Origin of the sequence: Burkholderia sp. SIMBA_062, from assembly GCF_046534765.1 — a bacterium.
Lineage (GTDB): Bacteria > Pseudomonadota > Gammaproteobacteria > Burkholderiales > Burkholderiaceae > Burkholderia > Burkholderia ambifaria.
Map to the genome: position 1 here is coordinate 103,840 of NZ_JAWRYD010000010.1, position 21,092 is coordinate 124,931.

Consider the following 21,092-nt stretch of genomic DNA (forward strand, 5'->3'; position numbering starts at 1 on the left):
TGACACTGCCATGCGCGAAAACGCTAGTTAATGGACTAAACAATCGGATCGGAAGCCGAAACAATCGGTGTGCCGCGCAACAGGTGCCGCACGAGGTGCCGCACGTGTCGCGGGCTCAGGCGCCCGTGCTGCCGGTCGCGCGGTGCGTGAGGACGTTCGGCCGAGCGCCGCGCACGCCGAAGCGTGCGATCAGCGCGGGGATCGCGTCGGCCGGCACGGGGCGCGAGAACAGGAAGCCCTGCGCCTCGATCTCGCCGAGCGCGGACAGCCACGCGATCTGCTCCTCGGTCTCGGTGCCCTCGACGACGACCGTCAGGCCGAGCGAGCGCGCGAGATGCACGATCGACGAGACCATCACGCACACGCTGCGATCGTTCGGGATGGCCTGCACGAACGAGCGGTCGACCTTCAGCGTGTCGACGGAGAAGCGGTGCAGGTACGACAGCGACGAATAGCCGGTGCCGAAATCGTCGAGCGCGATCCGGATGCCGAGCTTCTTCAGCGCGACGATCTTCTCGGACACGAGCTCCGGGTATTCCATCATCGCGGTCTCGGTGATCTCGATCTCGAGCCGGTTCGCGTCGATGCCGGTGTCCTGCAGCGCCTGGGAAATCGTCTCGATCAGGTCGCCGCGCCAGAACTGCACCGGCGAGATGTTGATCGCGAGCGTCAGCGTGTCGTGGCCGTCGTCGCGCCAGCGCGCGATCTGTTCGCACGCGGTGCGGATCACGAAGTCGCCGATCGGCACGATCAGGCCCGTCGATTCGGCGATCGAAATGAATTCGTTCGCGGAGATGATCCCGTGCTCGGGGTGGTCCCAGCGCGCGAGCGCCTCGAAGCCGGTGATCGTACGGTGCGTCAGATCGATCTTCGGCTGGTATGCGAGGAACAGCTGCCCTTCGGTGAGCGCCACGCGCAACTGCTGTTCCCAGCGCATCAGGTGGTCCGCGCGGTGCGACAGGTGCGGCGCGTAGAACTGGTAGCAGTTCTTGCCGGCGTCCTTCGCGCTGTACATCGCGAGGTCGGCTTTCTTCAGCAAGTCGATCTCGCTTTCGTTCGCGACGCTGTGCAGCGCGATGCCGATGCTGGCGTGCAGCACGAACGAGCTGCCGCGCACGTCGAACGGCTCGCCGAACATCCGGATGATCGCCTCCGCGAGCCGCACCGCGCGCCGTTCGACGTCGTCGCCCTTCATCACGACCACGAACTCGTCGCCGCCGATCCGCGCGAGCGACCCTTCGTCGCCGACCGCATCCGACAGGCGCGACGCGGTCATCTGCAGCACGATGTCGCCGGCGTTGTGGCCGAGCGTGTCGTTGACGGTCTTGAAGTTGTCGAGGTCGATGAACAGCAGGCCGAGCCGGGACAGGCTAGCCGGCATCGACACGTCGTTGCGCAGCCCGCGCAGCGTCGCGTAGCGGTTCGCGAGGCCGGTGAGCAGGTCGTATTCGGCGAGCTGGGTCATCTCGCGCTCGCGCCCGAGCAGCTTGCCGATCAACCCCGTCGCGACGCTGAAGAACGCGAGCATCGCGAGCGTGATGAAGCTCGTCATCAGCAGGTAGACGTTGCGCGTGTGGTAGTAGTCCGCGAATTCCTCGGTCTGCGACAGCCCCACCATCACCGCGAGCGGGTAGCCGTCGAGGTGACGGTACGACACGATGCGCGTCACGCCATCGATCGGATCGATGATCGTGCCCGTCACGCGCTCGGCGATCGGGTACACGCCCGATGCGGAGAACGCACCCGGTGCGTTGCTGAGCGAGCCGGTGCGCCGCGCGAGCACGGCACCCGTATCGGACACCACGGAGATCACGCCTTCCTTGCCGATTGCCGCGTTGTTGTAGAAGTCGTTCGTGAAGTAGCTCGGGTCTTCCGACACCACGACGATGCCCGCGAAGCTGCCGTCCGGGTTGTTCAGGCGCCGCGTCATCTGCAGCGTCCAGTGGCTCGACACGCGGCCGAGCACCGGCTTGCTGATGTACAGCCGGTCGTCGTTGTGCGCGAGATGGACCTTGAAGTGCTCGCGATCCGCCAGGTTGATCGGCTGCGGATGGATTTCGGCTGTGTTCGCGAACAGGATACCCTTCGCGTTCACGAGCGAGACCTGGATCAGCGTGTCGCTCGGCACGACGCCTTTTTCGACCGCGCTCGCGAGGTTGAAGTGCGCGGGCGATTTCTCGAATTCGAACTTGACGAAGCGGGTGATCTGGTCGACCTGGTGGATCGCCTTGACGGTGTGCTGCTCGAGCGCGGACGACAGGATCGCCGCGGATGCCGCCGCTTCCTTGTACGCGCTGTCCTTTTCGACCGACAGTCGCGCGATGATCACCGCCCACAGCAGCGCAAGCGCCAGCATCCCGAGCAGCGGGATCGCGAACAGTGCACGCCGGCGCGATTTGCGCGGCGCGCGCAGCGGCCGGGTCGGCGGCGTGTGGTTGGACCGGGCGGAGCTCATTGAAGAAGGGCGGCGTCCTGCTCGCTTGCGCCATCCCCGTCGGGATGGCCGGCTATGGTTTTGGGGCGCCCCGGCGTCTGTTCGTTCGCGGGATGCGCAACCATGGACAGACCCGCCGAAGCGACGGATTAGGCCCGATATTACTGGCTGGAACGTTTTTGCGATAGCCGGGCAACCGCAGGGCGCCGGCCGGGCCGGCGCCATCGCACGGGCGAAACCTCGAAACGTCAGGCGGGCATCTGGAACGTGCCGTCCACGACCGTCACGACGTGGCCGCCGATCCAGATCGTGCCGTCGTCGTCATAGCGAACGGCAATGCGGCCGTCGCGGCCGATCGCCGTGCCCTGGCGGGCCGTATACGACGTGCCGGGGCGGCGCTGCTGGCGGCTGAGCAGCTCGGCCAGCGCGGCGTTCGCGCTGCCGGTGGCGGGATCCTCGCCGGTGCCGAAACCGTCCCCCGTCATCAGGCAGCGGATTTCGAACGTGGCGGGGCCGTCGTCGGGGTGGGGCGCATAGGCCGCGAGGCCGTGCGCGCCGTAGCGGTGGGTGAGGGCCGCGAGCGCGGCCGGATCGGGCGCGAGGCCGATGCAGGCGTCGGCCGACGTGAGCCGCACGACGAGCCACGGTGCGCCGTTGTCGACCGCGCACGGTTCGGCCTCCGGATCGATCGCATCGCTGCGCAACGCGGCCGCCAGCACCGGATAGTCCGCCCGGTCGAGCGGCGTGAATCGAGCCGGCGGCGCGGCAAATGCCCAGCCGTCGGCCTGTTCGCGCAGTTCGACCCGGCCGACGCCGCATTGCTGGATCAGCACGCCCGACGTGCGCGGTCGCGCGCCGCTTTCCAGGAAAGCATGCGCGGTGCCGAGCGTCGGGTGGCCGGCGAACGGCAGTTCGCCGCCCGGCGTGAAGATCCGGACGCGGTAATCGGCCTGCGGATCGGTCGGCGTGCACACGAACGTCGTTTCCGACAGGTTCGTCCAGCGGGCGATCGCGAGCATGTCGTCGTCGCCGAGGGAATCGGCGTCGAACACGACCGCGAGCGGGTTGCCCTTGAACGGCACCGACGTGAAGACGTCGACCTGCTTGAACCGGACGCGGCGGCTGGTCATCGTGACGATTGCGTGACGCGCGTTACGCGACTTCGGCGATCAGCTCGATCTCGACGCATGCGCCGAGCGGAATCTGCGCGACGCCGAACGCCGAACGTGCGTGCTTGCCCGCATCGCCGAACACTTCCGCGATCAGTTCCGACGCACCGTTCGTGACGACGTGCTGTTCGGTGAAGTCGAGCGTCGAGTTGACGAGGCTCATCAGCTTCACGATGCGCGTGACCTTGTTCAGGTCGCCGGTGTGCGCGTGCAGCGTCGCGAGCAGGTCGATCGCGATCGAGCGCGCGGCCGCCTTGCCGTCTTCCGTCTGCAGATCCGCGCCGAGCTTGCCGGCCCAGACCTTGCCGTCCTTTTTCGCGATGTGGCCCGACAGGTAGACCGTGTTGCCGCTTTGCGCGCTCATCACGTAGGCGGCGGCCGGTGCGCCGGCGCTCGGCAGCTCGATGCCGAGCGACTTCAGTTTGTCGTAGACGTTAGCCATGCGTTCGATTCCTCGTAGAGAGTCGTGACAGGAAAAAGCGGGGGTCAGAGGCGCTCGCGCAGCAGCTTGCCGAGCCGCGCGACGCCTTCCTCGATCTTTTCGGGCGGCACCGTCACGAACGACAGGCGCAGCGTGTTCTGTTGAGCATCGTCCGCGAAGAACGGCGCGCCCGGCACGAAGGCGACGTGGTTGTCCACGGCCGCGGCGAGCAGCTTCATGCTGTCGATCTGCGCGGGCAGGTTTACCCAGATGAACATCCCGCCTTCCGGACGGTTCCACGTGACGCCTTCCGGCATGTGGCGTGCGAGCGACGCGAGCATCGCTTCGCATTGCGCGCCGTACAGCTGGCGGATCGTCGGGATGTGCTCGTCGAGGAAGCCGTCCTTGATCACTTCGTGCGCGATGCGCTGCGTGAGCGTCGGCGTGTGCAGGTCGGTGGCCTGCTTGGCCTGCACGAGCTTGAAGTGGAGTTCTTCGGGGGCAATGATGTAGCCGATCCGCAGGCCCGGCGCGAGCACCTTCGAGAACGTGCCGAGGTGCACGATGTGGTCCGGCGCCATCGACAGCATCGTCGGCAGCGGCTCGCCCTGGTAGTTCAGCGCGCCGTACGGGTCGTCTTCCAGCACCGGGAACGGGCTCGACTGCGCGAACGCGGCGAGCGCGCGGCGGCGCTCGACGGGCAGGCGGCGGCCGGTCGGGTTCTGGAAGTTCGGCTGCGCGTACAGCAGGCGCGCGCCTTGGGTCAGCTCGGGCGTGAGGCCTTCGGGCAGCAGGCCCTGCTCGTCGGTCGGCACCTGCACGTAGCGCGGCTCGTACAGCGAGAACGATTGCAGCGCGCCGAGGTAGGTCGGCGTTTCGACGAGGATCGGGCTGTTCGGATCGATCAGCGCCTTGCCGAGCAGGTCGAGCGCCTGCTGCGAGCCGGTCGTGATCAGCACCTGCGACACGCGCACGCTGTAGCGCTCGGCGATCCATTCGCGCAGCGGCAGGTAGCCTTCGGTCGCGCTGTACTGGAGTGCGGCGGCGGGCGCATCGCGCAGCACGCGATCGGCCGCGGCGCGCATGCGTTCGGCCGGGAACGTCGCCGGAGCCGGCAGGCCGCCTGCGAACGAGATGACCTCGGGGCGTTCCGTGACCTTCAGGATCTCGCGAATCGCAGAGCTCGTCAGCTTGCGGGCGCGTTCGGAAAGCTGCCAGTGCGGCGGATGCAGGTCGGTCGGATTCATAGTCTCCTCGTTCGGATATCGGGTCAGTCAAGAAAGGTCGATCAGGCAGAGCGCGTCGACGCGGCCGGGTGGGCATGCGGGAGCGCGGTCGTGCCGTCGCGGCCGGGTGGGCAAAACCGTTCTGGCAAAACGGACATTATGGCGCACCTCATCAACCGGCGCGAGCGGGACGCGGGGCCGTGGCCACGGCCGAGCGCCGGCCGAGCATCACGGTCGCGATCACGGCGGCCGCGAACAGCCAGGTGGACGGCGTCACCGTTTCGCCGAACAGCAGCGCGGAGAAGGCGATCGTGAAGAAGATCTGCAGCAACTGCACCTGGCCGACGCGCGCGGTGCCGCCCATCGCGAGCCCCGCGTACCACGCGAAAAAGCCGATGAATTGCGAAAAAAGGGTCACGTAGCCGAACGCGAGCCACGTGCGCGGCGCAAGCGGGGCCAGATGCGCGACGTGCTGCGTCCACGCGAGCCAGCCGACCGGCAGCACGAGGAACGGCGCGGACACGACGAGCGCCCAGCAGATCACCTGCCAGCCGCCGATCTGGCGCGCGAGGCGCGCGCCTTCCGCATAGCCGAGCGCGCCGATGCCGACCGCGACGAGCATCAGCGCGTCGCCCGCCTGCACGGTGCCGCCGCCGTCGCGCAGCGCGAACGCGATCACGAGCGCGCTGCCCGCCAGCGCGCTGACCCAGAACGCCTTCGACGGGCGCTCGTGCGACAGCCACGCCGCGTACAGCGCGACGAACAGCGGCTGCAGGCCGTTGACGACCGCGCCGTGCGACGCGGGCACGGTTTTCATCGCCCACGCGGAGAACACCGGATACGCGATGATCACGCCGGCCGACACCACGGCAAGGCTTTTCAGCTGCGCGCGCGTCGGCAGCCGTTCGCGGCGCCACCACAGCAACAGGCCGGCCGGCACCGACGCGGCGAGCGCGCGGCCGAGCCCGTTGAGCAGCGGATTGAGCTCGGAGACGACGATACGCGTCATCGGCAGCGTCAGGCTGAAGATGATCACGCCGATGAGGCCGAGCAGCATGCCCCGGGTTTCGCGCGAATTCATGTACTGGGTGTCTCCGGATTGCTGGGTTTTTGCTGGGTTCGTGTAATCGAAGGGGCGGCCATGCCGTCAGCGCAGCGTGCGGGCGCCTTGCGGCGTGTCGAATTCCGCGACGAGCGCGGGCGGCCCGTCGCCGGTTTCGACGTCGAGCAGATGGCCGGCGCCGAGCCAGTCGAGCTGCTCGCGAATCGTGTCCGCACGCGGGTGGACGCCCTTGAGCGACTTCAGCGCGACGCCGTTGTCCGGCAGCGATTCGGCCGGATGACGCGGGCTGTCCCACTGGATCAGCGACGGCACGAGGCCGTCGCCGGCGCCTTGCCACGCGGGGAACGCGCCGTCGTCGGGCACCGTGAGGCCCCAGCTCAGGTCGCCGCGCCGCATCGCGACGACCGGCGCGATGCGCGCCGGGTACTGGCGCTGCCACAGCGCGAGCTGGCGCGGGCGGTCGACGCGCGCGACCCAGTGCGCGAGGAACGGGCCCTGCGCGAGCCGTGCGTGCATCGCCGGATCGTCGAGGCCGAACAGCCGCGCGCGCGGCGGCGTGGCGTCGTCGCCGGTGGCCGGTGCGTCGGGATCGATCGCGATCACCTCGAGGTACAGCCCGCCCCACGCGCCGAACAGCGCGTTATGGGTGCGCATCAGCGGATGCCGGCCGCCGCTGGCCGGTTCGATGCCGAGCGCGTCGGTGACGTGGCGCACGCCGTCGTCGAGCGTGCGCGCGGCGATCACGAGATGGTCGAGGGTCAGGGAGCGGGCTGGCATGAACGTCGGTCGGGAAGCGAAAGTGTCATGGTGGGCGGACGGAAGGGCGACCGGCCGGTGCCCGGGCCGGGCTGCGCCGCGCGGTGCGGCCCCGCGCGCGGCCGGGCCGGAACGACGGTCGCACGTCGCCATTTGAGGTCAACTGTAATCGTCGGCACCGGCACAGTAACGGTACAATCGGCGCGATAGCCTTCGGTACAGTTGGAGTTGCCGCCCGTGTCCACCGTTCCTCTCGCCCAGATTCCCGCGCCGCATGATACGGCCACGCTCACGCTCGTCGACCAGCTTGTCCAGTGGGCGCGGCGCCGCATCGACGAGCGCGTGTTCCGGCCCGGCATGCGCATGCCGTCGATCCGCAAGCTCGCGCTCGACAAGAGCGTGTCGCGTTTCACCGTCGTCGAGGCATACGAGCGGCTCGTCGCGCAGGGGTATCTCGATTCGCGGCGCGGCTCCGGTTTCTACGTGCGCGAGCGCACGGCCGTCGGCCCGCAGCCGGTCGACAACGTGGCGCGCGTGGCGGAGGCCGCGCCCGTGCACAACACGATCGACGTCGTCTGGCTGCTGCGCAACATGCTGCACACCGCCAGCCCGGAAAAGGGGCCGGGTCTCGGCTACCTGCCGGGCCGCTGGCTCGATGGCGAGCTGATCACCGGCTCGCTGCGCGCGCTCGGGCGCCAGTCCGGCGCGCAGATGCTCGGTTTCGGCACGCCGCAGGGTTTTCTGCCGCTGCGCCAGCAACTGCAGACGCGGCTCGCGGAAGTCGAGATCGGCGCGAAGCCCGAGCAACTCGTGATGGTGTCGGGCATCACGCAGGCGATCGACCTGATCTCGCGCATCTACGTGCAGCCGGGCGACGCGGTCATCGTCGGCGATCCGGCGTGGTTCCAGATGTTCGGCCGCTTCGCGTCGCAGGGCGCGCAGCTCGTCGGCATGCCGTATACGCCCGACGGTCCCGATCTCGACGCGCTGGAAACGCTCGTGCAGATGTGGCGGCCGAAGATGCTCGTGATCAATTCGGTGCTGCAGAACCCGACCGGCACGTCGCTGTCGGCCGCGCAGGCGTTCCGGATCCTGAAGCTCGCCGAGGCGTACGACTTTCTCGTCGTCGAGGACGACGTTTACGGCGACCTGTGTCCGCCGAGCTATCCGGCGACGCGACTCGCGAGCCTCGACCAGTTGAAGCGCGTGATCTACCTCGGCAGCTACTCGAAGACGCTCGCGGCGAATTTGCGGGTCGGCTATGTCGCGTGCGCGCCGGAGATCGCGAAGGCGATCACCGACCAGAAGATGCTGGTCGGGATGACGACGCCGGAGCTCAACGAGCGCGTGCTCTACAAGATTCTGACCGAAGGGCATTACCGGCGCCACGTCGAGCGCCTGCGCGCGCGACTCGACGGCGTGCGCGACAAGACCGCGCGGATGCTCGAGCGCACCGGGCTGCGGCTGTTCACGATGCCGGCAGCCGGGATGTTCCTGTGGGCCGACACGGGCGTCGATTCGGACGCGCTCGCGGCCGCCGCGCACGAGGAAGGATTCCTGTTGACGCCGGGCAGCCTGTTCTCGCCGCAGCAGTCGTCGTCGACGTGGACGCGCTTCAACGTCGCGAACTGCGGCGATCCGGCGCTGCCGGGCTTTCTCGCGCGCTATATCGAGTCGGCGGCGCGGCGCGCGTCGTGACGGGCGCCACACCGCCCCTTGAAATCCGCCCGCCCGGCACCAGATACCCGCGCAAACCGCTTGCGCCAGGCGGTCGTCCTTGACGGGCCCTCCGGCATCGCGCGCCGGGCGCCCGCGTCACACCATTCAAGTTCAAGTAAGAGGAAACAGCATCCATGGCACACGAAACGATGAGCTTTCAGGCAGAGGTCAAGCAACTCCTCCACCTGATGATTCATTCGCTCTACAGCAACAAGGAAATTTTCCTGCGCGAACTGGTGTCGAACGCGTCCGACGCGGCCGACAAGCTGCGTTTCGAAGCACTCGCGGACAACGCGCTGTACGAGAGCGATCCGAACCTGCGCATCCGCATCGGCTTCGACAAGGCCGCACGCACGATCACGATCGACGACAACGGCATCGGCATGAGCCGCGACGAGGCGATCGCGAACCTCGGCACGATCGCGCGCTCGGGCACCAAGGAATTCTTCACGAAGCTGTCCGGTGACCAGCAGAAGGACGCGGCGCTGATCGGCCAGTTCGGCGTCGGCTTCTACTCGGGCTTCATCGTCGCTGACAAGATCACCGTCGAAACGCGCCGCGCCGGCCTGCCGGCGAACGAAGCCGTGCGCTGGGAAAGCGCGGGCGAGGGCGATTTCACGATCGACGCGATCGAGCGCGCGCAGCGCGGCACGACGATCACGCTGCACCTGCGCGAAGGCGAGGACGAGCTGCTGTCGTCGCACCGCCTGAAGTCGATCATCCAGAAGTATTCCGATCACATCGCGCTGCCGATCCTGATGCAGAAGGAAGAGTGGGATCAGGAAAAGGGCGAGATGGTCCTGAAGGACGAGGACGAGACCGTCAACCAGGCGAGCGCGCTGTGGACGCGTTCGAAGAGCGACGTCACCGACGAGCAATACACGCAGTTCTACCAGCACATCGCGCACGACCACCAGGATCCGCTCACGTGGACGCACAACCGCGTCGAGGGCCGCAGCGAATACACGCAGCTGCTGTTCGTGCCGGCGCACGCGCCGTTCGATCTGTGGAACCGCGACTACCGCGGCGGCCTGAAGCTGTACGTGAAGCGCGTGTTCATCATGGACGACGCCGAGCAGCTGCTGCCGCAATACCTGCGCTTCGTGAAGGGCGTCGTCGATTCGGCCGACCTGCCGCTGAACGTGTCGCGTGAAATCCTGCAGGAAAGCCGCGACGTGAAGGCGATCCGCGAAGGCGTGACGAAGCGCGCGCTATCGATGCTCGAGGAACTCGCGAACGCGGAAGAGGATGCCGGCAAGGAGAAGTACAAGACGTTCTGGAGCGCGTTCGGCCAGGTGCTGAAGGAAGGCCTCGGCGAGGATCACGCGAACCGCGAGCGCATCGCGAAGCTGCTGCGCTTCGCATCGACGCACGGCGACACCGACGCGCAGGACGTGTCGCTCGCCGACTACGTGGCGCGCATGAAGCCGGAGCAGAGCAAGATCTACTACGTGACCGCCGATACGTGGCAGGCCGCGAAGCACAGCCCGCATCTGGAAGTGTTCCGCAAGAAGGGCGTCGAGGTGCTGCTGCTGACCGATCGCGTCGACGAGTGGATGCTGTCGTTCCTGCATGAATTCGACGGCAAGCCGCTCGCGAGCGTCGCCCGCGGCGATCTCGACCTCGGCGAGCTGAACGACGAGGAAAAGAAGGCGCAGGAGCAGGCGGGCGAGGCGATCAAGCCGGTCGTCGAGAAGATGAAGGAAGCGCTCGGCGACAAGGTGAAGGAAGTGCGCGTCACGTTCCGCCTGACCGATTCGCCGTCGTGCCTCGTCGCGGACGACAACGACATGAGCGGCTATCTCCAGCGGATGCTGAAGGCGGCCGGTCAGACCGCGCCGGCGATGCAGCCGATCCTCGAGATCAACCCGGAGCACGCGCTCGTGAAGCAGCTGAACGCCGAGAGCGCCAATTTCGGCGACTGGTGCCATCTGCTGTTCGACCAGGCATTGCTGGCCGAAGGCGGGATGCTCGACGATCCGGCGAGCTTCGTGAAGCGAACCAACGCGCTGCTGCTGTCGCGCGCTGCGTGAGCAAGCGGATTCGATTCGACGGCGCACAGGCGGGCTGGCGCGCAACGCCCCGGCCCGGCTGCACGCTCGACCAGCGCGACTGGCTGACGCGCGGCGGGTCGCTGACCGCGCATCTCGCGCGGCTCGGCAGCGTGAGCGTGCGCGTGACGCGCGAGGCGGTCGACTGTCCGTGGTTCGACGAGCCCGCCGCGCTCGACAGTGCGCCGCGCGCGCCGATGTGGGTGCGCGAGGTGATCCTGTCGGTCGACGGCACGCCGTACGTCGCCGCGCACAGCATCGCGCCGCTCGCGGCCAGCAAGGGTGTATGGCAAGCGATGCGGCGCTTGCGCACGCGGCCGCTCGCGGAGCTGCTGTACAGCGATCCGCAGGTCGAGCGCTCGGCGCTCGTCAGCCGGCGCGTGATCGCCGGTCATCCGCTGTATGCGCTCGCAAGCCATGCGTTGCAGGGTACGCGGGCGCCGCACGCGTTCGTCGCGCGGCGTTCGGTGTTCCAGCGGCACGGCAAGCCGTTGATGGTCACCGAGTGCATGCTGCCCGCGCTGTGGCGCCATCTCGATGCGCATGGCGACGGGCCGCGCGGGGCCGCGTGATGCTGCAAGGTTTTCCGCCGGTCGTCGGGCCGAACACGCACACGATGATTCTCGGCAGCTTTCCGGGCGAGGCGTCGCTCGATGCCGCGCAGTACTACGCGCATCCGCGCAATCAGTTCTGGCGGTTGCTCGGTGCGGTGCTCGGCGAGCGTGGGCTGCACGAGCTTGCGTACGACGCGCGGCTCGAACGCGTGCTTTTGCACGGCATCGGCATCTGGGATGTCCTCGATGCATGCCATCGGCAAGGCAGTCTCGATTCTGCGATCCGGAATGCGAAGCCGAACGATTTTGCGTCGTTGCGCGAGCATGCGCCGTTGCTGAAGAAGGTGTGTTTCAACGGGAAGACGGCGGGGCGCTTTGCCGACGTGATCGGCCAGGCCGGGTATGAGACGCTGGTGCTGCCTTCGTCGAGCCCGGCGAATGCGATGCTGTCGTTCGAGCAGAAGCTGGAGCAGTGGCGCGGGATTCGTCCCTGAAACTCGTTGGATTCAGAGTATCCCGCGAAGCAGTATCAGTTGGACGGCAGCAGGTGGTCGAGTAGAGATACGGTTTCAATGAGTTCAGCAGTGAGCCGAACCAACTCGGCGGTCAGACTGGCCGGAAGATCTATGTTGCCCTCGTATTCGGCCGCGTTGCGCCTGCGATGGCAGGTATCGAGCACGCGCCATTTTTCGGTCGGCCAGCCGATCGTGTGTTCGAGACACTGAAAGACCAGATATCGGTCGTCGCTCCGGTATCCGTGAGCCCGTAACGCAGCGCGTGACGCGGCGTGAGCGGCATCGTAGGCGAGGATGAACTGGCTCTCCGTTGCCATTCCGTTACTGCTTGTGACGGTATCGAGCAAGGTTCGAGCGAGGCCGAGCAGATGCTCGAATTCGCCGCGGTTCGCCGGAAGGGGTTTGAGTTTTCCGATGCGTACGAGGTTATCCAATGCGGTCAATGTCGTCCTCGGTTCCTATAATCATCAGCTTCGGTTGGCGCAGCACTTCCGCGAGGAACGGATGACTTTTGCGTTTCCGTTCGAGAAATTCCTCGTGAGTGTATTGTGTGATCTGGACCGAGCGGCCGAGCTGTCTTTCAGCCGATTCGAGTGCGGCCATGATTTGTCCATAGCTGAGCGTCTCACTGACCAACATAACATCGACGTCGCTACCGGCGTGGTCGCTGCCTTGGGCAACCGAACCGTATACAAAGGCGAGTTGTATCTCTGAGGTCAGCGGTGACAGCGCTTCACGGAGCACCTCGACGACCCCGAAGGTTTTGAGGATGATGAGACGCAGCTCGCTGAAAATGGGGCTGCCGGCGAACGCTCGCACCTGTTTGAGATTGGCGATGCGTCTGGTTTCGATGAGGCCACCTTTTTCGAGACGATTCAGTTCACGCTGGACGCTGGCACTACCGAGACTGGTGAGCCGGATCAACTCTTTGATGTGAAACCACTGTTCGGGCTGCCCAAACAGGCAGGCCAAAATGGGTTGCTGTGCGCTGGAAAAGAGGGCGTCGCCGAGCTTTGTCATAAGCCGTGAGAATAGCACGATCGAGCCAAAATTTAGCACGATCGAGCCAAATTTTAGCTCGATGGGCGACCGTTTCGGCGGATCTGGATCGCAGGGATATCGCGAATGCGAAGCCGAACGACTTTGCGTCGTTGCGCGAGCATGCGCCGTTGCTGAAGAAGGTATGTTTCAACGGGAAGACGGCGGGGCGCTTTGCCGACGTGATCGGGCAGGCCGGGTATGAAACGCTGGTGCTGCCTTCGTCGAGCCCGGCGAATGCGATGCTGTCGTTCGAGCAGAAGCTGGAGCAGTGGCGTCACATTGCTCGCTGAGCGTCCAAGCGCTGGCGACAGCGCTCACGCCAGCGCTGCAAAGTCGTTGGCGGGGCGTTATCGAGCGCAGCATGCATGTGCGCGCCGTGATGAAGATCAGCGTGGACGTTTGCGCGGCGCGCCCGATGATCACTCGTCCTTGCCCCATCTCCAGCGGGGCTTCTCGCCCTTGAGCCAGCAAACGGCAGTCAGCAGCGCGACCAACACCACGATGCAGGCGCCGTACGCAAGCGGCGATCGTGTCGGCGGCAAAAGCCATGCGGTGACGACGATCCCGATCGCGAACAGCAACAACACGACCCAGCCCTGCCACGCGACCGGCAAACCCCATCCCCATCCGTAGCGCTTGGCCGGAAACCAGATCGTTTTGTCGTTCGAGGTCATAGGATTCCCTGTCGTCAGTGGTAGTCGTTTTCTCGCGGACGGCGAACTCCAAGGATCGTCACCGTTCGGCATGTCCCGCGTGCCGCAGCGCATGCAGGCCGACCGAATGGCCGTGCGACCCGTCGTGCACTTGGCTGGCGGCCGGCCAACTCCCACCAATGCTATCCTCTCGTCCGCTCATCCGGCATCACCCAGCATCACCCAGCGAGATTCAAACATGTCCCGACTCATCAAGCGCGCGTCCGCCGAGGCGCGCGCGTTCAAGCAACGCAAGGCGTCCGCCTACAACGGCTCCGACAAGCTTCAGCCGCCGCGCATGAAGCGCCGCCCGGAAATCGACGAACACGACGACGTGCCCGTGCTCGAAGCGCCGCGCAAGCCGCGCTTCGCGCCCGTCACGTTCTCGGAAGAGCGCGGCGTGCGCTTCCTGCACTTCGGCACCGAATGGGTGCAGGGTGCGATGCGGATCTCGAAGCCGCTGCACATCGAGCTCGAATACGCGCAGCAGATGATGGCGTGGCTGCTGTTCCTCGAAACGCCCGAACGGATCGTCCAGCTCGGGCTCGGCACCGGCGCGCTGACCAAGTTCTCGCACCGCTTCCTGCCGCACGCGAAGGTCGAGGCCGTCGAACTGAATCCGGCCGTGATCGTCGCGGCGCGCACGATGTTCGCGCTGCCGCCCGACGACGAACGTCTCGTCGTGCACGAAGCCGACGCATGGGATTTCGTCAACGATCCGGCCAACCGCGGCACGACGGGCGCGCTGCAGATCGACCTGTACGACGCGACCGCGCGCGGCCCGGTGCTCGACAGCGTCGCGTTCTACCGCGCGGTGCGCGGCTGCCTGGCCCGCGCGGGCATCGCGACGATCAACCTGTTCGGCGACCATCCGAGCTTCGTGCGCAACATGAAGCACCTGAACGCGGCGTTCGACCATCGCGTGATCGCGCTGCCGGAAGTGCACGACGGCAACCGGATCGCGATCGCGTTCTCGGGCCCCGTGCTCGACGTGTCGTTCGCGCAGCTGGAAGCACGCGCGAAGCTGATCGAGGACACGCTGAAGCTGCCCGCGCGCAAGTGGGTGAAAGCTTTGAAAGAAACGACCGGCGCACGCGAATCCTCGTTCGCGATCTGACGCTCATGCACCGCCCGCATGCCGGTGCAACCGCGCGACTGGGGGCGGATCACCTCGGGTTCGCCCCTGCTTGACCGCGTGCCCGCGGCTCCTATACTGGCGCGAAGCCAGGGGAGCCGCAGCCCACCCGTTTCGCCGCTCCTCCCGGCGCCGTACCCGCTCAACAAGATCGATAACCGGGAAACAAGAGGAGACGTCATGGCTCACGATGCCGACGCCAATCGGGCCGCCAAGCGCTGGCTCTGGCTGCTGGTGCTGCCGCTGATCGCGATGGTGTGGGTACCGTCGTACAGCAAGATCGAACCGCAATGGTTCGGCTTTCCGTTTTTCTACTGGTACCAGCTGCTGTGGGTCTTCATTAGCGCGGTGATTACCGCGTTCGTCTATTTCAAGACAAAGAACGCGTGGAAGGCGGGCGGCCCGCAGGGAGGTGCGCAATGAACCTCGGCGCAACCTTCGTCTTCGTGCTGCTGTTCATCGGCGTCACGATCATCGGTTTCCTGGCCGCGAACTGGCGGCGCGGCGATCTCGCCCATCTCGACGAATGGGGCCTCGGCGGACGCCGCTTCGGCACGATCGTCACGTGGTTCCTGCTCGGCGGCGACCTCTACACGGCCTATACGTTCGTCGCGGTGCCCGCGCTGGTGTTCGGCGCCGGTGCGATGGGCTTCTTCGCGCTGCCCTATACGATCCTGATCTATCCGTTCGCGTTCGTCGTGTTCCCGAAGCTGTGGAGCATCGCGAAGCGCCACGGCTACGTGACGGCCGCCGACTTCGTGAACGCACGCTACGGCAGCCGGATGCTCGCGCTCGCGATCGCGGTGACGGGCATCCTCGCGACGATGCCGTACATCGCGCTGCAGCTCGTCGGCATCGAAGTCGTGATCGGCGCGCTGGGTTTCGACACGACCGGCTTCGTCGGCGACCTGCCGCTCATCATCGCGTTCGCGATCCTCGCCGCGTACACGTACACGTCGGGGCTGCGCGCGCCCGCGATGATCGCGATCGTGAAGGACGTCCTGATCTATATCACGATCGCCGCAGCGGTCATCGTGATTCCCGCGAAGCTCGGCGGCTTCGGGCACATCTTCGCGTCGGTGCCGCCGGCCAAGCTGCTGCTGAAGGCGCCCGACGCGATGAGCCTGAACGGCTACAGCGCGTACGCGACACTCGCGATCGGTTCCGCGCTCGCGCTGTTCCTGTATCCGCACTCGGTCACGGCGATCCTGTCGTCGTCGTCGGGCAACTCGATCCGCCGCAACATGGCGATGCTGCCCGCATACTCGTTCGTGCTCGGCCTGCTCGCGCTGCTCGGCTACATGGCGCTCGCGGCGGGCGTGAAGGACATGCCGCAGTACGCGCCGTACTTCAAGGCGTTCGGCCCGAACTTCGCGGTGCCCGCGCTGTTCCTCGAGTATTTCCCGTCGTGGTTCGTCGGCGTCGCGTTCGCGGCGATCGGCATCGGCGCGCTGGTGCCGGCGGCGATCATGTCGATCGCGGCCGCGAACCTGTACACGCGCAACATCCACCGCGAGTTCGTGAACCGCAACATGACGCACCAGCAGGAGACGCACGTCGCGAAGCTCGTGTCGCTGATCGTGAAGGTCGGCGCGGTCGCGTTCATCCTCGGCTTGCCGCTGACGTATGCGATCCAGCTGCAGCTGCTCGGCGGGATCTGGATCATCCAGACGTTGCCGGCGATCGTGCTCGGCCTGTACACGCGTGTGCTCGACCATCGCGGCCTGCTGGCCGGCTGGGCGGCGGGCATCGTGTGCGGCACGTGGATGGCGGTCTCGCTGAAGCTGGCGAGTTCGATCTTCACGATCCACCTGTTCGGCCTCGCGATCCCCGGCTACGCGGCCGTGTGGTCGCTGATCGTGAACCTGGTGGTGTCGGTGGCGGTGAGCGTGCTGGTGCGCGTGATGGGCATGACGCACGCGGAGGATCGCACGCGGCCGGAGGATTATCTCGACGTCGTCGAGGGCTGATACGGGCGGCGCGGCCGCGCCGCGACAACGACGCCCGTCACTGCGAAGTGGCGGGCGTTTTCGCTGGCGTCAGCCCTGCGCGCGTTTCGCGAGATCCTCGCGCTGCGACAGGTCCTCGACGTTGACCATCCAGTGCACGCCGAAACGATCCTTCGCCATCCCGAAGCCGAGCGCCCAGAACGTCTTGCCGAACGGCATCGTCACTTCGCCACCATCGGCGAGCGCATTGAACAGCTTCTGGCCTTCCTCGACCGTCGCCGGGTTCAGCGACAGCGAATAGCCGGCGTGCATGCCGCCGCCCGGCTGGCTGCAGTCGCCGTCCGAGCACATGATCATCGAGTCGCCGATCGTGAAGCTCGCATGCATCACCTTGTCGGCCATGTCGGGCGTCATCGGGTAATCGGGATTGGGCGGCGCATCCTTGAAATGCATCTTGAACATTGTCTTCGCGCCGAGCGCCTTTTCGTAGAACTGAAGGGCTTCTTCCGCGCGGCCGTAGAACGTCAGGTACGGTTGGACTTGCATCGTTGTCTCCTGTTGACCGGGCTGGCGTGTCGGGGCCGGCCCGGGTAGTCCGAAGATTGACCGGGAAGAGCGCGTCGGGATGCGGCCGGCGCACTCGTGACGTGGATTGTAGTGCGCGCGCTTGACGATGGAATGAAAAATAAAAACGGCCGCGAACACGAGGTTCGCGGCCGTTCGCAGCGCGTGCTGACGGCTGTTGTCAGCGTTGCTGACAGTTCAACTGACAGCAGCCGTGCGCGCTGCGGATCAGCGCAGCGAGTCGATCAGCTTTTCGAGCTTCACCGCGTCGGCGGCGAATACGCGGATGCCTTCGGACAGCTTTTCCGTCGCCATCGCTTCGTCGTTCAGCTGGAAGCGGAACGAGGCCTCGTCGATCGCGACGCGCTCGGTCGGCTGGTCGTGCAGCGCGTCCGGCGACAGCTTGCGCTCGACCGTGTCGTTGCTGTCCTGCAGCTTCTGCAGCAAGTCGGGGCTGATCGTCAGCAGGTCGCAGCCCGCGAGCTCGGTGATCTGGCTCGTCGTGCGGAAGCTCGCGCCCATCACTTCGGTGTTGTAGCCGAACGTCTTGTAGTACGTGTAGATGCGGCGCACCGACTGCACGCCCGGATCGTTGGCGCCGCCGTTCTTCGCTTCGTCCCAGTCGGCGCCGGCCTGCTTCTTGTACCAGTCATAGATACGGCCGACGAACGGCGAGATCAGCTGCGCACCGGCTTCCGCGCTCGCGGCGGCCTGCACGAGCGAGAAAAGCAGGGTCATGTTGCACTTGATCCCTTCCTTCTGCAGCACTTCGGCCGCGCGAATGCCTTCCCACGTCGACGCGAGCTTGATCAGGATGCGCTCGCGGCCGATGCCGGCGTCTTCGTACAGCTTGATGAGTTCGCGGCCCTTGTCGATCGAGCGGGGCGTGTCGAACGACAGGCGCGCGTCGACCTCGGTCGACACGCGGCCCGGGATCAGCTTCAGGATCTCGGTGCCGAATGCGATCAGCAGGCGGTCGATGATGAATTCGGCGGGTTCGTCGCGGTGATCGCGGACGGTTTTCTCGAGGATCGGCTTGTACGCGTCCTTCTGGACGGCCTTCAGGATCAGCGACGGGTTCGTGGTGGCGTCCCGCGGCTTGTATTGCGCGAGCTGCTGGAAATCGCCCGTGTCGGCGACGACGGTCGTGTACTGCTTCAGCTGGTCGAGTGCGGTAGTCATGGCGATTCGGGAGGAGGGCGCGGGGCGCCGAGGTTCTCACGGGCCGCGCGAGCGCGGCGGCGAAGCGAAGCGGCGCCGGGCGCCGCCTCCGATTCATCATTTTAGGCCCGATTCGCGTCGCGCACGTTTTGGCGTGCCGTTTGCAGGGCGGGCCTGCGGCGGGCGGCGCTACGCGGGGCGCCGCGCGTTCAGGATCACCTGCGTGACGATCCCCGCGACGAGCCCCCAGAACGCCGAGCCGATCGACAGCAGCGTGAGTCCCGACGCGGTGACCATGAACGTGACGAGCGCGGCCTCGCGCTGCTTCACGTCCTGCATCGCGTTCGCGAGGCCGCTCATGATCGAGCCGAACAGCGCGAGCGCGGCGACCGACACGACGAGCGCCTTCGGCAGCGCGGCGAACAGCGCGGCGATCGTCGCGCCGAAGATGCCGGCGATCAGGTAGAACGTGCCGCACCACACGGCGGCCGTGTAGCGCTTCGCGTGCTCCTCGTGCGCTTCGGGGCCGGTGCAGATCGCCGCGGTGATCGCCGCGAGGTTCACGCCGTGCGAGCCGAACGGCGCGAGCAGCAGCGACGCGAGGCCGGTGGTCGCGATCAGCGGCGACGAAGGGGTCGAGTAGCCGTCCGCGCGCAGCACCGCGATGCCCGGCACGTTCTGCGACGCCATCGCGACGACGAACAGCGGAACGCCGATGCTGACGATCGAAGCGAGCGAGAACGCGGGCATCGTGAACACGGGCTGCGCGAGCGCGATGTGGAAGCGGCTGAAGTCGAGCAGGCCGAGGCCGCCGGCCACCGCGGTGCCGACGATCAGCGTCGTGACGATCGCGTAGCGCGGCGCGAGCCGCTTGACGATCAGGTACGTGAAGAACATCGCGAGCACGAGCGCGGTCTGGAACTGCGCGGCCCGGAAGATCTCGATGCCGATCTCGAACAGGATGCCCGCGAGCAACGCGGCCGCGATCCCGGCCGGAATGCGCCGCATCAGCGTGTCGAACAGCCCGCTCACGCCGACCGCGGTCAGCAGCAGCGCGCACACGACGAACGCGCCGATCGCCTCGGGATACGGCACGCCGGGCAGCGACGCGATCAAGAGCGCTGCGCCGGGCGTCGACCAGGCGACCACGACGGGCGCGCGAAAGCGCAGCGACAGCCCGATCGTCGTCAGCGCCATGCCGATCGACAGCGCCCAGATCCACGACGAGATCTGCGCGTCGCTCAGGTGCGCGGCGCGACCGGCCTGGAACATCAGCACGAGCGAGCTCGTGTAGCCCGTCATCATCGCGACGAAGCCGGCGACGAGCGCGGAGACGGACGTATCGGTGAAAAAGCGGCGGCCGCCGGCGCGGGCTGCGCTCGCGGTGGGCGAAGGATTCATGCTATCTCCGGGGGAGGGCCGCTCGGACGCGGCCTTCGTGTTGCAGGTTGGGTTCGTTACTTGCTGAGCGCGCGCATCGCGGTTTCGAGGCCCGCGAGCGTGAGCGGATACATGCGCTGGCCGAGCAGGTCGCGGATCACCGCGACCGATTGCCGGTATTCCCATAGCCGCTCGGGCTCGGGGTTCAGCCATGCATGGCGGGGGAATTGGTCGGCGAGGCGGCGCAGCCAGACGGCGCCGGCTTCCGGGTTGTTGTATTCGACCGAGCCGCCGGGCTGCAGCACCTCGTACGGGCTCATCGTCGCGTCGCCGACGAAGATCAGCTTGTAGTCGGGCGTGAACTTGTGCAGCACGTCCCACGTCGCGGTGCGCTCCGCATGACGGCGGCGGTTGTTCTTCCACAGGTGGTCGTACACGCAGTTGTGGAAGTAGTAGAACTCCAGGTGCTTGAACTCGGCCTTCGCGGCGGAGAACAGCTCCTCGGTGCGCTTGATGTGGTCGTCCATCGAGCCGCCGACGTCGAGCAGCATCAGCACCTTCACGTTATTGTGGCGCTCGGGCACCATCCGCAGGTCGAGCCAGCCGGCATTCGCGGCCGTGCTGCGGATCGTGCCGGGCAGGTCGAGCTCCTCGGCCGCGCCTTCGCGCGCGAAGCGGCGCAGGCGCCGCAGCGCGACCTTGATGTTGCGCGTGCCGATCTCGACCGAATCGTCGTAGTCGCGGTACGCGCGCGCCTCCCACACCTTGACCGCCGTGCGGTTGCCGTTCGACGGGCCGCCGATGCGCATGCCCTCGGGGTTGTAGCCGCCGTGCCCGAACGGCGACGTGCCGCCCGTGCCGATCCACTTGTTGCCGCCTTCGTGGCGCGCCTTCTGCTCGTCGAGCAGTTCCTTCAGGCGCGCCATCAGCTTGTCGAGCCCGCCCATTGCGTCGATCTGCGCCTTTTCCTCCGGCGACAGCTCGCGCTCCAGCCGCTTCTCGAGCCAGTCGAGCGGGAGATCGAACGCGTCGGACGGCAACGCGGACACGCCGTGGAAATACGCGCCGAACGCCTGGTCGAACTTGTCGAAATACTGCTCGTCCTTGACGAGCGTCATGCGCGCGAGGAAGTAGAACGCGTCGATCGACGGCGAGATCAGCCCGGCCTTCAGCGATTCGAGCAGCGTCAGGTATTCCTTCACCGAGACGGGCAGCTTGGCTGCGCGCAGCGCGTAGAAGAAATTGAGCAGCATGGCCGGGCC

20 protein-coding genes and 1 pseudogene are annotated in these 21,092 nt (G+C 66.6%); 8 read left to right on the forward strand and 13 right to left on the reverse strand.

Annotated features, from left to right (window positions below; translation table 11 throughout):
* Window positions 1-115: 115 nt before the first annotated feature.
* The 6 genes from SB786_RS13125 to SB786_RS13150 all read right to left on the reverse strand — a co-directional run bounded on the left by SB786_RS13125 (window position 116) and on the right by SB786_RS13150 (window position 7,090).
* Window positions 116-2,455, reverse strand: a complete 2,340-nt coding sequence (locus SB786_RS13125) for an EAL domain-containing protein (RefSeq protein ID WP_410727842.1) — start codon at window positions 2,453-2,455, stop codon at window positions 116-118.
* 227 nt (window positions 2,456-2,682) lie between these two features.
* Window positions 2,683-3,564 (reverse strand): PhzF family phenazine biosynthesis protein, encoded by an 882-nt coding sequence (locus tag SB786_RS13130; protein ID WP_410727843.1) that lies wholly within the window; start codon window positions 3,562-3,564, stop codon window positions 2,683-2,685.
* A 22-nt stretch (window positions 3,565-3,586) separates the two neighbouring features.
* Window positions 3,587-4,045, reverse strand: coding sequence for a RidA family protein (locus SB786_RS13135; RefSeq protein WP_410727844.1), 459 nt, complete (start codon window positions 4,043-4,045; stop codon window positions 3,587-3,589).
* A 44-nt stretch (window positions 4,046-4,089) separates the two neighbouring features.
* Window positions 4,090-5,271 (reverse strand): PLP-dependent aminotransferase family protein, encoded by a 1,182-nt coding sequence (locus SB786_RS13140; RefSeq protein ID WP_006752872.1) that lies wholly within the window; start codon window positions 5,269-5,271, stop codon window positions 4,090-4,092.
* 151 nt (window positions 5,272-5,422) lie between these two features.
* The gene (locus tag SB786_RS13145; RefSeq protein ID WP_410727846.1) at window positions 5,423-6,331 is read right to left on the reverse strand and encodes a DMT family transporter; all 909 of its coding nucleotides are present in this window, start codon (window positions 6,329-6,331) and stop codon (window positions 5,423-5,425) included.
* A 66-nt stretch (window positions 6,332-6,397) separates the two neighbouring features.
* The gene (locus SB786_RS13150; RefSeq protein ID WP_410727847.1) at window positions 6,398-7,090 is read right to left on the reverse strand and encodes a VOC family protein; all 693 of its coding nucleotides are present in this window, start codon (window positions 7,088-7,090) and stop codon (window positions 6,398-6,400) included.
* Between the two features lie 216 nt (window positions 7,091-7,306).
* Here SB786_RS13150 and SB786_RS13155 point away from each other — a divergent pair, with 216 nt between their 5' ends.
* The 4 genes from SB786_RS13155 to SB786_RS13170 all read left to right on the forward strand — a co-directional run bounded on the left by SB786_RS13155 (window position 7,307) and on the right by SB786_RS13170 (window position 11,887).
* The gene (locus SB786_RS13155; RefSeq protein WP_166724888.1) at window positions 7,307-8,767 is read left to right on the forward strand and encodes a PLP-dependent aminotransferase family protein; all 1,461 of its coding nucleotides are present in this window, start codon (window positions 7,307-7,309) and stop codon (window positions 8,765-8,767) included.
* A gap of 155 nt (window positions 8,768-8,922) precedes the next feature.
* Window positions 8,923-10,821 (forward strand): molecular chaperone HtpG, encoded by a 1,899-nt coding sequence (gene htpG, locus SB786_RS13160; protein ID WP_410727848.1) that lies wholly within the window; start codon window positions 8,923-8,925, stop codon window positions 10,819-10,821.
* An 8-nt stretch (window positions 10,822-10,829) separates the two neighbouring features.
* Entirely contained in the window at window positions 10,830-11,411 is a 582-nt protein-coding gene (locus SB786_RS13165) for a chorismate--pyruvate lyase family protein (RefSeq protein ID WP_410727937.1), read from the forward strand.
* Window positions 11,411-11,887 (forward strand): DNA-deoxyinosine glycosylase, encoded by a 477-nt coding sequence (locus tag SB786_RS13170; RefSeq protein ID WP_410727849.1) that lies wholly within the window; start codon window positions 11,411-11,413, stop codon window positions 11,885-11,887. Before SB786_RS13165 ends, SB786_RS13170 begins: the two co-directional genes overlap by 1 nt.
* Window positions 11,888-11,922: 35 nt before the next feature.
* On the opposite strand, the gene SB786_RS13175 is transcribed toward SB786_RS13170, so the two are convergent.
* Window positions 11,923-12,342 (reverse strand): hypothetical protein, encoded by a 420-nt coding sequence (locus tag SB786_RS13175; RefSeq protein ID WP_410727850.1) that lies wholly within the window; start codon window positions 12,340-12,342, stop codon window positions 11,923-11,925.
* A complete protein-coding gene (locus tag SB786_RS13180) occupies window positions 12,335-12,928 on the reverse strand; it encodes a nucleotidyltransferase domain-containing protein (RefSeq protein WP_410727851.1) in 594 nt (197 codons plus the stop codon). Before SB786_RS13180 ends, SB786_RS13175 begins: the two co-directional genes overlap by 8 nt.
* A 98-nt stretch (window positions 12,929-13,026) precedes the next feature.
* Between SB786_RS13180 and SB786_RS13185 the strand changes: the two are divergent.
* Window positions 13,027-13,239, forward strand: a pseudogene (locus SB786_RS13185) (DNA-deoxyinosine glycosylase); the annotation flags it as partial.
* A 129-nt stretch (window positions 13,240-13,368) separates the two neighbouring features.
* On the opposite strand, the gene SB786_RS13190 reads toward SB786_RS13185, so the two are convergent.
* A complete protein-coding gene (locus SB786_RS13190; RefSeq protein WP_410727853.1) occupies window positions 13,369-13,623 on the reverse strand; it encodes a hypothetical protein in 255 nt (84 codons plus the stop codon).
* Between the two features lie 217 nt (window positions 13,624-13,840).
* Between SB786_RS13190 and SB786_RS13195 the strand changes: the two genes are divergently transcribed.
* The 3 genes from SB786_RS13195 (at window position 13,841) to mctP (ending at window position 16,746) form a co-directional block, all read left to right on the forward strand.
* Complete coding sequence (locus SB786_RS13195) at window positions 13,841-14,758, forward strand: spermidine synthase (protein ID WP_410727854.1); 918 nt, start codon at window positions 13,841-13,843, stop codon at window positions 14,756-14,758.
* Between the two features lie 198 nt (window positions 14,759-14,956).
* Window positions 14,957-15,199 (forward strand): DUF3311 domain-containing protein, encoded by a 243-nt coding sequence (locus SB786_RS13200; RefSeq protein ID WP_006761217.1) that lies wholly within the window; start codon window positions 14,957-14,959, stop codon window positions 15,197-15,199.
* Window positions 15,196-16,746, forward strand: coding sequence for a monocarboxylate uptake permease MctP (mctP, locus tag SB786_RS13205; protein ID WP_410727855.1), 1,551 nt, complete (start codon window positions 15,196-15,198; stop codon window positions 16,744-16,746). Before SB786_RS13200 ends, mctP begins: the two co-directional genes overlap by 4 nt.
* A gap of 69 nt (window positions 16,747-16,815) precedes the next feature.
* On the opposite strand, the gene SB786_RS13210 is transcribed toward mctP, so the two are convergent.
* The 4 genes from SB786_RS13210 to SB786_RS13225 all read right to left on the reverse strand — a co-directional run bounded on the left by SB786_RS13210 (window position 16,816) and on the right by SB786_RS13225 (window position 21,083).
* Window positions 16,816-17,271, reverse strand: a complete 456-nt coding sequence (locus SB786_RS13210; protein ID WP_410727856.1) for a VOC family protein — start codon at window positions 17,269-17,271, stop codon at window positions 16,816-16,818.
* A gap of 246 nt (window positions 17,272-17,517) precedes the next feature.
* Entirely contained in the window at window positions 17,518-18,471 is a 954-nt protein-coding gene (gene tal / locus SB786_RS13215) for a transaldolase (protein WP_410727857.1), read from the reverse strand.
* 168 nt (window positions 18,472-18,639) lie between these two features.
* Window positions 18,640-19,851 (reverse strand): benzoate/H(+) symporter BenE family transporter, encoded by a 1,212-nt coding sequence (locus SB786_RS13220; protein WP_410727858.1) that lies wholly within the window; start codon window positions 19,849-19,851, stop codon window positions 18,640-18,642.
* Between the two features lie 56 nt (window positions 19,852-19,907).
* Complete coding sequence (locus tag SB786_RS13225; protein WP_410727859.1) at window positions 19,908-21,083, reverse strand: vWA domain-containing protein; 1,176 nt, start codon at window positions 21,081-21,083, stop codon at window positions 19,908-19,910.
* Between the last annotated feature and the right edge of the window lie 9 nt (window positions 21,084-21,092).

Excerpts from the sequence above, each read along its gene's own strand:
- SB786_RS13190 (WP_410727853.1), bottom strand. The coding sequence starts at position 13,623 with ATGACCTCGAACGACAAAACGATCTGGTTTCCGGCCAAGCGCTACGGA.
- SB786_RS13140 (WP_006752872.1), bottom strand. The coding sequence starts at position 5,271 with ATGAATCCGACCGACCTGCATCCGCCGCACTGGCAGCTTTCCGAACGC.
- SB786_RS13145 (WP_410727846.1), bottom strand. The coding sequence starts at position 6,331 with ATGAATTCGCGCGAAACCCGGGGCATGCTGCTCGGCCTCATCGGCGTG.
- SB786_RS13210 (WP_410727856.1), bottom strand. The coding sequence starts at position 17,271 with ATGCAAGTCCAACCGTACCTGACGTTCTACGGCCGCGCGGAAGAAGCC.
- SB786_RS13220 (WP_410727858.1), bottom strand. The coding sequence starts at position 19,851 with ATGAATCCTTCGCCCACCGCGAGCGCAGCCCGCGCCGGCGGCCGCCGC.
- SB786_RS13130 (WP_410727843.1), bottom strand. The coding sequence starts at position 3,564 with ATGACCAGCCGCCGCGTCCGGTTCAAGCAGGTCGACGTCTTCACGTCG.
- htpG (WP_410727848.1), top strand. The coding sequence starts at position 8,923 with ATGGCACACGAAACGATGAGCTTTCAGGCAGAGGTCAAGCAACTCCTC.
- tal (WP_410727857.1), bottom strand. The coding sequence starts at position 18,471 with ATGACTACCGCACTCGACCAGCTGAAGCAGTACACGACCGTCGTCGCC.
- SB786_RS13135 (WP_410727844.1), bottom strand. The coding sequence starts at position 4,045 with ATGGCTAACGTCTACGACAAACTGAAGTCGCTCGGCATCGAGCTGCCG.
- SB786_RS13225 (WP_410727859.1), bottom strand. The coding sequence starts at position 21,083 with ATGCTGCTCAATTTCTTCTACGCGCTGCGCGCAGCCAAGCTGCCCGTC.
- SB786_RS13170 (WP_410727849.1), top strand. The coding sequence starts at position 11,411 with ATGCTGCAAGGTTTTCCGCCGGTCGTCGGGCCGAACACGCACACGATG.
- mctP (WP_410727855.1), top strand. The coding sequence starts at position 15,196 with ATGAACCTCGGCGCAACCTTCGTCTTCGTGCTGCTGTTCATCGGCGTC.
- SB786_RS13150 (WP_410727847.1), bottom strand. The coding sequence starts at position 7,090 with ATGCCAGCCCGCTCCCTGACCCTCGACCATCTCGTGATCGCCGCGCGC.
- SB786_RS13125 (WP_410727842.1), bottom strand. The coding sequence starts at position 2,455 with ATGAGCTCCGCCCGGTCCAACCACACGCCGCCGACCCGGCCGCTGCGC.
- SB786_RS13200 (WP_006761217.1), top strand. The coding sequence starts at position 14,957 with ATGGCTCACGATGCCGACGCCAATCGGGCCGCCAAGCGCTGGCTCTGG.
- SB786_RS13195 (WP_410727854.1), top strand. The coding sequence starts at position 13,841 with ATGTCCCGACTCATCAAGCGCGCGTCCGCCGAGGCGCGCGCGTTCAAG.
- SB786_RS13180 (WP_410727851.1), bottom strand. The coding sequence starts at position 12,928 with ATGACAAAGCTCGGCGACGCCCTCTTTTCCAGCGCACAGCAACCCATT.